This is a genomic window from Nocardioides sp. NBC_00368, assembly GCF_036090055.1.
In the GTDB taxonomy this organism is placed as follows: domain Bacteria; phylum Actinomycetota; class Actinomycetes; order Propionibacteriales; family Nocardioidaceae; genus Nocardioides.
This window is the reverse complement of sequence record NZ_CP107970.1, coordinates 1,974,994-1,987,871: the sequence shown is the minus strand read 5'-3', so window position 1 is coordinate 1,987,871 and position 12,878 is coordinate 1,974,994. Positions and strand designations below refer to the sequence as shown.

Here is a 12,878-nt window from a genome sequence, read left to right as displayed (position 1 = left end):
CGACCTACTCCCACCCGCCCTCGAAAAGAGAGTTCACATGCCCAACCTCAACACCCCTGACGTGAGTTCGCCCCCGAAGGGCAAGCGACCGGTCAGCGTCGTCAGAGTCGTATTCGCCTCCTTGGTCGGCACCGCCGTCGAGTGGTACGACTTCTTCCTCTACGGCTCGGCGGCCGCGCTCGTGTTCGGCAAGCTGTTCTTCCCCGAGTCCGAGCCGGTCACGGCAACCCTGCTCGCCTTCGGCACGTACGCGCTGGGCTTCGTCGCCCGGCCACTCGGCGGCATCGTCTTCGGCCACTTCGGTGACAAGGTCGGCCGAAAGAAGATGCTCGTCTTCTCGCTCATGATGATGGGCCTGTCCACCATCGCGATCGGGCTGCTGCCGACGTACGCCGCCATCGGGCTGGCTGCGCCTCTGCTACTGCTGGCGTGCCGACTCCTGCAGGGGTTCGCCGTCGGGGGCGAGTGGGGTGGCGCGGTGCTGATGGTCGCCGAGCACGGCAAAGACACCCACCGCGGATTCTGGTCATCCTGGGTCCAGGCGGGCGTACCGCTGGGCAACCTGCTCGCCACCGGGGTGCTGTGGCTGCTCGCCATGATGCAGTCCGACGACGCGTTCAACGCCTGGGGCTGGCGGATTCCGTTCCTTCTCAGCGCCGTGCTCGTCGGCGTCGGACTGTGGGTACGCCTGCAGATCGAGGAGTCTCCGGTCTACGCGGAAGCGCGGGCCGAGATGAGCCACAAGAAGGCTGAGGCGAACCACATGCCGCTCCTCGAGGTGATCCGCAAGTACCCGCGCGAGGTCCTGGTGGCGATGGGCATGCGGTTGGCCGAGAACATCTCCTACTACATCTTCACGATCATCTCGATCACCTACCTGGTCGACTATGTCGGCGGGGAGAAGGGCCCCATCCTCCAGGCGCTGTTGCTCGCCTCCATCGTCCACTTCGTCGCGATCCCGATCATCGGAGCACTCTCCGACAGGGTCGGTCGGCGCCCGCTCTACATCGTCGGCGCGATCGGCGTTGCCGCGTGGTCCTGGGTGTTCTTCGACCTGATCGGCAGCAAGGACGACTCCAAGATCGTCCTTGCCGTGGTCGTGGGTCTGCTGCTGCACGCACTGATGTACGCACCGCAGGCGGCGTTCTTCTCCGAGCTGTTCGGCACCTCGGTGCGCTACACCGGGGCCTCGGTCGGCTACCAGTTGGCCTCGATCTTCGCCGGAGCACTCGCGCCGATCATCGCCCTGAAGCTCCTCGGCGACGTCGAGGCGCCCAACACGACCGCTGTCGCGGTCTACGTGACGATCGCCGCGGTCCTCACCCTGGCAGCCGTGCTGACCGCCAAGGAGACGGCGCGGTCCTCGCTTCGGCACGACCGGGTGCTCGACGAGGCCTGACATCACCTGACCATCTCGCAACGAAAGGCACTCATCGTGAACCCCGATCTGTTGACCAACTACCTGGACAAGCACCGCCCCAGCCGTCGTGACGCGCTTCGAATGGCTGGCGCTGTCGGCGCGGCCGCGGCGCTCGGCACCCACGCTGACGCCGGCGCGGCAGCGGCGATGCCGTCGGCCCGGGGGAGGCGGCCCTCGACGCCGCAGGACTTCGACGACATCCCGTTCGACTACGCCGATCCCTCGAAACTGTCCGACTGGGCACCTGGCCCGTACGGCCCCGAGGACCAGCGAGGCAGCTTCAACGAGGTCACCGACCTGAAGACCGCTGCCGCAGTCGGCCTGCTGAAGCGACACCGACCGGTCAAGACGTACAACCTGGGCGAGCTCATGTGGAACGGGTTCCCGGCCTTCAAGACCAACCCGCCCCGCAACTACGAACAGCGGCTCACCATCGCCGGCTACGAGCCGCCGCCCGGATTCGTCGACGACGGAGGCGTCCTCGTCGGGGTCGACCCACTCGGCGAGAACAAGCTCAGCATTCACGAGGAGCGATTCCAGGGGTTCGCCTCCAACAAGCACCCCGCTCCGCTTGCAACGACCTATCAGATCGGTTCTCAGTTGGACAACCTCAACCACATCGGGGCAGGGGAGTACTTCTACAACGGACACCGTGGGCCCGAGATCGCGAAGAGCCACGGCACGACCAAGCTCGGGTCAGAGCACATGGGGCCGATCGCAACGCGGGGCGTGCTGCTCGACATTCTCGGGGTCAAGCTGGCGCAGAACGCCACCTCCGACCTCGCCGAACCCGCAGCCAACAACAAGCCGCTGCTCCGCGAGGGTTACCGAATCACGGTCGAAGACATCGAACAGGCGATGGAGTTCGGTGGGATCTCCCAGATCGAGCCCGGAGATGCCCTCCTCTTCCACACCGGATGGAACGAGCTCCTCAAGACCCGAGACGAGGCCGACATCCGCCGGTGGGAAGGCGCCTCCGGCCTGCCTGGAATCTACCTGCGCGAGGCACGCTGGCTCGCACAGTTCAGACCTGCGATGGTCGGCAGCGACACCTGGGCACTCGAAGTTCTGGGGAACTCCGTCAACAATGACTGGACGGCCTTCCCCGCCCACCAAGAACTACTCATGCGCAACGGAATCCGGATCGGCGAGTCCTACGTCTCCGAAGAGCTCGCCAACGACCACGTGTACGAGTTCGTCTTCATGGTCACGCCGCAGTACGCCGAGGGCGCCACGGCTGGCAACACGCCACCGATGGCGCTCGCCCAGCCCAAGCAATAGAACGCGCTGCACGGGCCGTCGCGCGGATTCCTGACGTGAACCCGGCATGCTGGAGGCATGTCCGTCAGACAGACACGTCGCCGAGGCGCGACGCTGGAGAAGGCGATTCTGGACGCAGCCTGGGAAGAACTGGCTGAACGCGGCTGGGGTCGTTTCTCGATCGAGGGGGTTGCCGTCCGCGCCGGCACGGCGAAGACGGTCCTCTATCGCCGTTGGGACAACCGGGTGCAGCTCGCCCAACAGGTGCTGCAGCGTGCCAACCGGATGTACCTGTCGGATTCCGCCACCGGCGCCGGACTGCGTGAGGACTTGCTCCAGTTCGTACGCGACATGTCGGAGCTGCTTCGCGGTCCGTTCGGGGAGGCGGTGCGGGGAGTCATCAGCGAAGGTGACCGGTCGACGCAACAGAGCCTGTTCGCGGGCTCGGTGGTCGTCACTCGCGTCGACGAGATCATCGGCCGTGCGCGGGCCCGGGGCGATCTGCCCAGCGACCCGGACCCGCTCACGGCGAACCTCGGTCATGCGATCGTGATGTCGGAGTTCCTCCACACCGCCTCGCCGCCGCCCGACGAGGGGCTGGTGGCACTGGTCGACAAGGTCTGGTTACCGGCGCTCATCGGATCGGCACGTCCCGGTACGGCGTGATCCGGATCGGGCCGATCAACCCGGCGCGCTGCCAGTCGGGCAGCTGGTAGTTGCTGTCTCCGGAGGCGCGGACCGCGTTGAACATCGTGGTTGCGACCCGCACGGTGATCGTGTTGGCACCGGGCCTCAGCGTCGCGCCGAGGTCGATCCTGCCGCGGTCTGCCTGGTTCACCACGACGTTGGTGCCGTTGACCGCGACAGAGGCCGTGTCCAGGACCTTGCCGAGGTCGAGGTGAGCCCCGTCCTCAGGGCGCCAGCTCTCGGGGAGGGTGAGTGTCGTGCGGTACGTGGCCACTCCGGACGCGGTGCTGAGGTCGACCGGCGAGGTGATGTCCCGCCACGAGGGAAGGCCGTTCGGGCCTGATGTCAGAGGGATCTCCGGTTGGTCTGTCTTGACGCTGGTGTACTGGTTCGCTCCTGGTGTCCAGGTCTGCGGGCGCAGCGTCCAGTCCGTCAGCTCGTGCGGCTGCGCCAGGCCGTCGACCTCTGTGACGACCCGCTTGCCGTTGCTGAGCGTGGTCACGTAGTCGCCGTTCACCGACGCCCTCAGCGAGAGTGCCTTACCACCGGTGGCGAGCAGCTCGCCCGTGCTGCCGACCGCGTGCACGCCCGGCGTCGGACCCAGTGCACTGCCGTTGCCGGCGAGGGCGATGACCACGTTGTCGTACGGCGCGATCCTGACCGGCACCGTGACGCTGCGCCCGTCGGAGGTGTACTCCGCGATGGGCTCGATCTTGCCGGTCCAGGTGTTCAGTCGGTACGGCCGGCCTGACCCGGTCAGGGTCAGGTGCTGCTCGACGGGCTTGGCGGAACGGTTGTAGATGAAGTCGTAGCTGATCCCGCTTCCCTGACGCCGCACGAGTCCGAGCGCCGCTGTCGGCGTCTCTGGAGTGACGTGGGGGCGGATCCCCGCTGCCCGCAGCGCCGCCGGGAGCTGGGTCTCGGTCCTGACCTCGTGGACCGACGGCTGGGCCAGCAGATCGGTGACCAGCCCGGCGAGCTGGTCCTCGTCAGGTGCCGCACCCGGGGTCGCGCTCGGGGCGCTGCCGATGATGAAGATCCGCATGCCGTCTCTCGCGAGCTTCAGGAGGCGCTTCGCGCTCGCTACCGACATCGACTTCTGGTCGTTGAGAACCAGCGCCTTCTCCTTGGCGGCGCCTGCCCTGTAGCTGCCGTCGTCAGCGACGGTGACGTGCGGCTTCTCGAGGAACGCCGGCGCCAAGTAGTCGTAGGTGTACCCAGCAGACGAGGTGGCGGAGTCGTTTCCGAGCAGGTGCTGGGCGATGCCGGGAACGACGTGGTCGGCGTTGCCGATGTCGTCGTAGTAGATCCCGAGGTCGACGGAGCTCCGGCCCTGGCGCAGCACCAGCTGAGTGCGCGCCAGGTTGTCGTTGACGTTCCTGTAGTCGGGCCAGTTCGGCTGCCGCGGACCGAACTCGTCGTTGACGTTTAGGACGCCGAAGATGTCCCACGGGTGGTAGCCGGGCCACGAACCGTCGCGTCCGGGGGTGCCGACTCCGGCCGGGGCGTCGCGGTAGGGATAGCCGTGCCAGACCACCTGGTTCACTCCGCCGGCGTATCCCTTGTACACGCTGTCCAGCACCCCGTTGGAGTACTTGCCGCCCACCTGGGAGCCGTCGCCGCCTTCGCCGTACATGCCGGGCAGTTGTGGGCCGGCGACGCTGGACCGGTAGTTGCCGAGGAACGCCGCGCAGCACTCGCTGGACACCACGTTGCGGCCGGCGACGTGGGCACCGGAGGCGAGGGCGCGGAAGCCCTGCTCGGGTCCGACTGTGCCGAGAAAGTTCCCCATCCCGAGCGACTCGCCCTCGGTGACGCCGGCGGCCGCGGACGCGGCACCGGCCGCGATCGGGAGGCCGTAGGGCTGCACCCGGAAGTCGAGTCCGTGGCCGCTGGCCCACTCCTGCATCGGTGCGACGTACTGGTCGGTGTAGAGGTCACTGAGGGTCTCGCGGTAGTCCGCCCTGACCTTCGGGCCGATGCCGGGGAGCTCGAACGCCGGCGCCTCGTTGGCCTGCTGGCCCGAGCCGAGCAGTGCGGGCAGCAGCAGCGCCGGGTCGTAGCCGTGACGCTGCTGGAACGTCTCGAGGAGCTTCCAGGTCCACTTCTGAGTGGTGCCCATCTCCAGGGAGTCTTCGAAGACCGCTCCGTGGCCGATGCGGTCGAGGTTGGCGCGGACGGCGTCGGTGAGGATGTGCTCGTCCCAGTAGTCGGCCTGGATCTCGACCCCGCCGCGGCTGAGGTGATCGGGGACGTAGTTGGGCTGGGTCGCGGTGTAGCCGCCGCGCTGGGCGATGAGGCCAGAGGCGGTCTGCTGAAGATCGATGAGCACCCACGGGTTGCCATTGCCGTTCCCAAAGGTGTGGCTAAGTCGGCCATCGACGACCTCGTCGGTCACCTCCCTGACCGACGACGGCACCAGTGCGACCGGCTTGGCAGTCTGCGGTCCGCACTCGGTGGCGCACTGAGCGACGAGGGTCCGGATCCGGGTCGTGCGAGCGACGTCCACGACGGACTCGGCTTCCAGGTGGGGCTTGCCGACGCCAGACGTCGTCAGGTCAGCACAGGCCGACGTCCGGTCGCCGAGTCCCGACACCGTCACCTTCTCCATGGTCGCGCCCGCGCCCACCGTGATCGTGTCGCCGACAGCAAGCCCGCCGAGACTCTTGAGCCGCAGCACCGTGTCGCCGACCGCCGCGGGCGCGCACAGCTGCGTGGTCACCGACGGCGGAGCCGTGGTCGGAGACGGCAGGGGACCGGTTCGCGTGCTGCCCGGCTGACCGAACTCTCTGCCGTAGATCAGCTGCTGCTCGGCCTCGGGCTGGTTGAAGCTGTTCAGGCTGGGAACGGTCGCGGGGTAGTGCGGGCCGAGGTTCTGGTCGACGACCAGGCCGAGATCGGCCGCCTCGGCGGTGATCACCTCCATCTTGTGCGCCCACCTGGGTGTGCCCCAGCCGTACTCGGCGAGGAAGGAGTTGTCCTGGTGGCCGGCTCCCGGCACCGCGAACGGAACCACCTCGACGCCGCCACCGCCGGAAGCCGCGATGTCGCGTAGCTCCTCCCTGAGCACCTCGTCGTCGGTGTACGCCAGCGGCATCCACCAGCGGTACATCGGACGCACACTGGTCGGCGGGTTTGCGAACGTTTCAGCGGTGAGTGTCCGAGGCTGCTCATGGGTCTGGGCGAGCGTCGAGGCCCCAGCCGACGACCGGGCCTCTGCTGCCAAAGAGGCTGGACTGAGTGGCGCCGCGATGGCGATGGCCAGCGTGGCCGGTACCGCATACGCGGCGAGGCGACGCACGACTGGCTGGGTCGACAGAGACTGAACCATGACGGACCTCGATATGAGTGAAAGGTTTCAAGTGACCGTGGTCACAGTAGATGGACGCGACTCGCCGGTCAATAGGATACGAAGAGTCTCTAATGACGCCAGTGTCGCCGTTTGCTGTAAGCGATCGCCGCTGGCGGAACTCACGATGTGCGTTGGCGTCGGGGCAGGCACCAAAACCCGTGCGTAGCTGTCTACGTACGGCCGGTGGATCAGGAGGACGTTGTGGAAGCTTCGGTTTCGGATTCTGGTTGCCCACTTGGGTGCTCGGCGCGAGTCCAGCGCCGGTGGCCAGGCTTTCGACTCCGTGACCATCTGCTCTGAACCCCTGACTCTGGCGGACTGCAGCCGCGTCACTACTACAGCGACGTGACGCTGAACCGGGACGGCTGGCGGTGAGGCAGCCAGCACCCAACAACTCCTGGCCACGCGGTCGGCTACATGAGGAGGAGTCGGCGACCCTGAGGAGGTACCGGGTCGCCGTCTCGCGCGATGTAAGTGCGGTAGGAGTTAGAGTTGCTCGCCCAGCTTGAATCCGCGCTCGGTGTCGCCTTCTCGAGTGTAGGAGAACCCATCCGCGCCGATAGTCACTGCCATCTCGCTGGCGTCGGTGCGCTCGACCAGGGGCTGAAGGTTGCCATCGAGGTCGAGCACGCGCGAGGCATCGCTGTACCAGCTGGGGACAACCTGGTTGCCCCACCAGTCACGGCGCTGGTTGTCGTGCACGTCCCAGGTGACCAGCGGGTTGTCGGGGTCGCCGGTCCAGTAGTCCTGGGTGTAGATCTCGATGCGGTGGCCATCCGGATCTCGCAGGTAGAGGTAGAAGGCGTTGGACACTCCGTGGCGCCCCGGACCACGCTCGATCATGTCCGAGAGCCTGAGGGCGCCCATCTTGTCGCAGATGGCGAGGATGTTGTGCTTCTCATGGGTGGCGAAGGCGACGTGATGCATGCGCGGGCCGTCGCCGCCGGTCATAGCGGTGTCGTGAACCGTGGGCTTGCGGCGCATCCACGCGGCGTACACCGTGCCCTCGTCGTCCTCGATGTCCTCGGTGACGCGGAATCCGAGACCCTCCATGAACTTCATCGCCTTAGGGACGTCTGGGGTGACCAGGTTGAAGTGGTCCAGCCGCACGAGAGTGCCCGCCGTGTGGAGCTCGTAGCGCCAGGCGAGGCGCTCGACCTTCTCGATCTCGTAGAAGTACTCCACGGGGAATCCGAGGGGGTCGATCACGCGCAGCGCCTCACCGATTCCCTTGACGAAGCCGCCCGGCTTGCGGCGGGTCTCGCATCCGATCTCGTTGTAGTACGCCTCGGCCTTGTCAAGCTCCTCGGGGCTGCGCACACGGTAGGCGAAGGCGGCGAGGGCCGCCTCGGGGCCCTTGCGCAGAACGACGTTGTGATGGATGAACTCCTCCATCGACCGGAGGTAGATCGCGTCCTCGGTCTCAGCGGTGATGACCAAGCCCAACACGTCGGCGTAGAAGTGCCGGGACGCGTCGAGGTCGGTGACGATGAGCTCCATGTAGGCGCAGCGGATGATGTCGAAGGGGGGCTCGGGTAGCGGTGCGGGGTGAGTCACGGTGGGCATCTGAGGTTCCTTACTTCTGGGTCTTGAAGGACGTGGCCGCGTCGGGTCCGCGACCGAAACGTGGGGAGTGGGCATCGTTGAGGCTGATGTGGACGGCCTGGCTGTCGGTGTAGAAGTCGATGGAGCGGTAGCCGCCCTCATGACCAAGACCGGAGGCCTTGACGCCGCCGAAGGGCGTACGCAGGTCGCGGACGTTGTTGGAGTTGAGCCAGACCATCCCGGCCTCGACGTCCTGGGCGAAGTTGTGCGCGCGGCGCAGGTCGTTGGTCCAGATGTACGCCGCGAGGCCGTACTCCACGCCGTTGGCCAGAGCCAGGGCTTCTGCGTCGCTGTCGAAGGGAGTGATGGCGACGACAGGCCCGAAGATCTCCTTCTGGAAGATGCTGGCGTCCGGCTTGACGTCGACGAAGACGGTGGGGGCGACGTAGTTGCCGACGGGGAAGCCGTCCGGGCGGCCGCCGCCGGCGACGAGCCGGGCTTCGCCCTTGCCTAGTTCGATGTAGCTCATCACCTTGTCGTAGTGCTCGGGGTGAACGAGTGCACCGACCTCGGTGGCGGCGTCGCCCGGGTCGCCGACGATGATGTTCTTGGCGCGCTCGGCGTACTGCTCGACGAACTCGTCGTAGACCGACCGCTCTACGAGGATCCGGCTGCCGGCGGTGCAACGCTCTCCGTTGAGGGAGAAGACGCCGAAGACCGTTGCGTCGAGGGCAGCACCGAGGTCGGCGTCGGCGAAGACAACCGCGGGCGACTTGCCGCCCAGCTCCATCGACAGTCCCTTGAGGAAGGGGGCGGCGTTGCCGAAGATGACCTGGCCTGTCCGGCTCTCACCCGTGAAGGAGATGAGCGGGACGTCCGGGTGCTTCACGAGCGCGTCTCCCGCGGTCTCGCCGAAGCCGTTGACCAGGTTGAAGACGCCATCGGGGACGCCCGCGTCGCGGAAGGTCTCGGCCCACAGGGAGGCGGAGAGTGGCGTGAACTCAGCCGGCTTGAGAACGACGGTGTTGCCGGCGGCGAGGGCAGGCGCCAGCTTCCACGACTCGAGCATGAACGGCGTGTTCCAGGGTGTGATCAGCCCCGCGACGCCCTTGGGTTTGCGGTTGACGTAGTTCACCTGCCGACCGGGGACCTTGTAGGTGTCGTCACTCTGGGCGACGATCAGGTCGGCGAAGAACCGGAAGTTCTCCGCGGCACGCTGTGCCTGGCCGAGCGCTTGGGTGACCGGGAGTCCGGTGTCCCAGGTCTCCAGCTCGGCGAGTCGCTTGTCCTGGCTCTCGACGAGGTCGGCGATCTTGTGCAGGATCCGGGAGCGCTGGCGCGGGAGCATCATGCGCCACGGGCCGTCATCGAAGGCACGCTTGGCCGCGCTTACAGCCAGGTCGATGTCAGCCTGCTTGCCCGACGCGGCCTGGATGTAGACCTCGTTCGTCGAGGGGTTGAGGACGTCGAAGGTGTCTCCGTCGATGCTGTTGACGAACTGGCCGTCAATGTAGTGCTGGATGCGGTCGGGCAGGCCAGCGGGGGCGTTCCGCGTCATCTTCTCTCCTTGGGTTCTGGTGTCGTCGGGCCGGTTGTTAAGCCTGGGTGCCTGTCTGAGCGCGGTAGCGGGCCAGCCATTCGGCATTGGGTGGGAACAGGCCGTCGACCGGGTGACCTTCGGCAACCCGCGCCGCGACCCAGGCGTCTTGCGCTTCCTGCTGTGCGGCAGCTCTTGCCACCTCATCGAGCAGGTGCTCCGGGATCACCACGACGCCGTCGTCATCGCCGACGAGGATGTCTCCCGGTTGTACGGCGACGCCACCGCACGTGATGGTGGTGTCGCCCTCCCAAGGCACGTGGCGGCGGCCGAGGACAGAGGGATGCGTGGTTTGGGCGAACGTCGGGATACCGACATCCGCCACTGCTACCGAGTCGCGGGCGGCCCCGTCCGTGACAATTCCGGCTGCGCCGAGAGTGTGCGCGCGGATCGCGAGGACATCGCCGACGGTTCCGGCGGTGGCGTCTCCGCGGGCCTCGATCACCAGCACCTCGCCGGCCTTCAGCGAGTCGAAGGCGCGCTTCTGTGCGTTGTACCCGCCGCCGTGCGACTCGAAGAGGTCCGGACGATGAGCGACGAACCGCAGCGTGCGGGCGGTGCCGACCATTCGGGTGCCGGGCACCAGTGGGTGGACTCCGTCGACGGTGGAGTGCGGGTGGCCCCGCTTGCGCAGCTCGGCGCTGAGCGTCGCGACAGCGACTCCGCTGAGCATGGTGCGCAGATCCTCGGTGAGCACTGGCTGTGGCACCGTGACGCCGGCCGCCGAGGCGTCGCCCCAGGCCTCGATTCGTTGCACATCGTCCACGGAGGGCTGGGCGCCGTACTTCTCGAATGGCGTGGTGCCCTCGATGACGTGAGTCACGAGGCGGCCGGTCGTCGGTGCACCTGGCGCCGTTGGGGAGTCGACCTCGACCTCCACGACGTCGCCCGGAAGGGCCACCGACGAGCCGGCGGGGGTGCCAGTCAAGATGACGTCACCAGGCTCGAGGGTGATCAGCTGGGAGAGATCGGCCACGAGGACGCCGAAGGGGAAGGTCAGGTTTGCAGTCGTGTCGTCCTGCCTCAGCTTGCCGTTGACCCAGGTGCGCACGCGGAGCGCTGCTGGATCGATCGTGTTCGCGGGGATGACCGAGGGCCCGAGCGGGGTGAAGCCGTCGCCGCCCTTGTTGCGCAGGTTGGAGCCCTTGTCCACGCTGCGCAGGTCGTAGACGCCCCAGTCGTTGGCGGCGGTCACGCCGGACACGGCGGCCCATCCGTCCTCAGGGGTGACTCGACGTACGCGGCGACCGATGATCAGCGCGATCTCGCCCTCATACGCGAGCAGCTCGGTGCCGGCGGGGCGCTCGATCGCGTCGCCGCTCGAGGCCACGGAGGTGGTCGGCTTGAGGAAGAACGACGGATACGCCGGTGTCCGACCCCGTTGGGCGATGCGGGACGGGTAGTTGAGGTGGAGGGCGACGATCTTGCCGGGCCGTTCGATTGCGTTCATCACGCGTCCTTGGTGTTTGTGGTGGGGATGTGATCCACCGCGAGCTTCTCGCTGCCTCGGGCGAGCAGTTGCACGTCGGCGCCGACGAGGATGAAGTCGGCGCCCTGGGCGAGGTAGCGCCGTGCGAGCTCTGGCGCGAAGGCGTTGACCCCGACCTTGACGCCCGCGGCACTGGCTGCGGAGATGCATCGCTCGACGGCGGCGATGACGTCGGGATGGCCCTGCTGCCCGAGGAGGCCCATCGACGCGGCGAGGTCGGAGGGACCGACGAAGATCCCGTCGATGCCTGGTGTGGAGAGGATCGCCTCGACGTTCCCGACGGCTGCGCTGCTTTCGATCTGGACGAAGACCGCGATCGTCTCCCGCGCGACGTCGAGGTAGTCCACAACCCGGTTCCAGCGAGAGGCTCGGGCCAGCGCACTGCCGACGCCGCGTACGCCCGCCGGCGGATAGGAGACTGCGCGCACGACGGCGGCCGCCTCGGCAGCAGTGTCGATCATGGGGACCAGCAGGTTCTGCACCCCGAGGTCGAGGTACTGCTTGATCGTGACCGTGTCGGCTGACGGGGGTCGCACCAGCGGCGTCGCAGCGTATCCGTGCACTGCCTGGAGCTGTGCAAGCAAAGACTCCAGGCCGTTGGGGCTGTGCTCGGCGTCGATCAGCAGCCAGTCCAGGCCGCTGTCGGCGCAGATCTCTGCCACGAGGGGGCTCCCGCTGCACACCCACATGCCGATCAACGGGCGGTTGGCGGTGGTGAGCGCCTCGCGGAACGTGGGGTCTACTCGAAGAGGCATGTGATGGCTCCCAGGCTTCCGTAGTCGGCGTGGATGCTGTCGCCGCGTTCGACCCACATCGGACGAGTGAACGATCCGGCCAGGATGATCTCGCCGGCAGCGAGGGTGGTGCCGTGGGCGAACAGCTTGTTGGCCAGCCAGGCGACGCCGCTGGCAGGGTGATTGAGCACGCCGGCGGCGATGCCCGTCTCCTCGATCGTCTGGTTGCGGTAGAGGAGAGCCCCGACCCAGCGCAGGTCGATCTCGTCGACGGCCACGGGACGCCCGCCGAGGACCATGGCGCCCATCGCGGCGTTGTCGCTGATGGTGTCCACGATGGTGCGGCCCTGCAGCTCGACGTGAGAGTTCAGGATCTCGAGTGCCGGCACGACGTACTTCGTCGCCGACAGGACGTCGAAGATCGTGCAGGCCGGCCCGCTCAACGGCTTGTCCAGGACGAAGGCGAGCTCCACCTCGATACGGACGTTGGAGTAGTTGTCGAATGGGACTACCGCGCCGTTCTCGAAGACCATGTCGTCGAAGATCACGCCGTAGTCCGGCTCGGTGATTCCGGTTGCCGCTTGCATCACCTTGGAGGTGAGGCCGATCTTGTGGCCGACCACGCGGTGTCCCGACTCGGCTCGCCGCTTCGCCCACAGCGCTTGCACGGCGTAGGCGTCGTCCACGGTCATTCCGGGGTGGTGTGCCGTCAGGAGCGGCACGACCGACCGTCCCCTGTCCGCGGCAAGGAGCTCGTCCGCGATGTGCTCGATCTGAGCTGGTTCCAGCACGGG

General features: G+C 67.2%; 9 protein-coding genes. 3 read left to right on the top strand and 6 right to left on the bottom strand.

Annotated features, from left to right (window positions below):
- Positions 1-37: 37 nt before the first annotated feature.
- From OG984_RS09465 to OG984_RS09455, 3 genes are read left to right on the top strand one after another with little or no spacing between them, the layout of a single operon-like run.
- A complete protein-coding gene (locus OG984_RS09465; protein WP_328531336.1) occupies positions 38-1,399 on the top strand; it encodes an MFS transporter in 1,362 nt (453 codons plus the stop codon).
- A 36-nt stretch (positions 1,400-1,435) separates the two neighbouring features.
- The gene (locus OG984_RS09460) at positions 1,436-2,701 is read left to right on the top strand and encodes a cyclase family protein (RefSeq protein ID WP_328531335.1); all 1,266 of its coding nucleotides are present in this window, start codon (positions 1,436-1,438) and stop codon (positions 2,699-2,701) included.
- Between the two features lie 57 nt (positions 2,702-2,758).
- Complete coding sequence (locus OG984_RS09455; RefSeq protein WP_328531334.1) at positions 2,759-3,346, top strand: TetR/AcrR family transcriptional regulator; 588 nt, start codon at positions 2,759-2,761, stop codon at positions 3,344-3,346.
- Here OG984_RS09455 and OG984_RS09450 read toward each other — a convergent pair.
- From OG984_RS09450 to hpaH, 6 genes are all read right to left on the bottom strand, one after another.
- Positions 3,315-6,698 carry a glycosyl hydrolase gene (locus OG984_RS09450; RefSeq protein ID WP_328531333.1) on the bottom strand — a complete coding sequence of 1,128 codons (3,384 nt, stop codon included), beginning with the start codon at positions 6,696-6,698 and terminating at the stop codon, positions 3,315-3,317. The genes OG984_RS09455 and OG984_RS09450 overlap by 32 nt on opposite strands.
- Before the next feature lie 507 nt (positions 6,699-7,205).
- On the bottom strand, positions 7,206-8,285 hold the full coding sequence (gene hpaD / locus OG984_RS09445) for a 3,4-dihydroxyphenylacetate 2,3-dioxygenase (protein WP_328531332.1): 1,080 nt from the start codon (positions 8,283-8,285) through the stop codon (positions 7,206-7,208).
- A 10-nt stretch (positions 8,286-8,295) separates the two neighbouring features.
- Entirely contained in the window at positions 8,296-9,822 is a 1,527-nt protein-coding gene (gene hpaE / locus OG984_RS09440) for a 5-carboxymethyl-2-hydroxymuconate semialdehyde dehydrogenase (RefSeq protein WP_328531331.1), read from the bottom strand.
- Positions 9,823-9,859: 37 nt separating this feature from the next.
- Positions 9,860-11,311, bottom strand: a complete 1,452-nt coding sequence (locus tag OG984_RS09435; RefSeq protein ID WP_328531330.1) for a fumarylacetoacetate hydrolase family protein — start codon at positions 11,309-11,311, stop codon at positions 9,860-9,862.
- Positions 11,311-12,105: an HpcH/HpaI aldolase family protein gene (locus OG984_RS09430; protein ID WP_328531329.1), complete on the bottom strand. Its 795-nt coding sequence runs from the start codon at positions 12,103-12,105 to the stop codon at positions 11,311-11,313. The genes OG984_RS09435 and OG984_RS09430 overlap by 1 nt, the downstream gene beginning before the upstream one ends.
- Positions 12,090-12,875 carry a 2-oxo-hept-4-ene-1,7-dioate hydratase gene (gene hpaH / locus OG984_RS09425; protein ID WP_328531328.1) on the bottom strand — a complete coding sequence of 262 codons (786 nt, stop codon included), beginning with the start codon at positions 12,873-12,875 and terminating at the stop codon, positions 12,090-12,092. Before hpaH ends, OG984_RS09430 begins: the two co-directional genes overlap by 16 nt.
- Positions 12,876-12,878 lie beyond the last annotated feature (3 nt).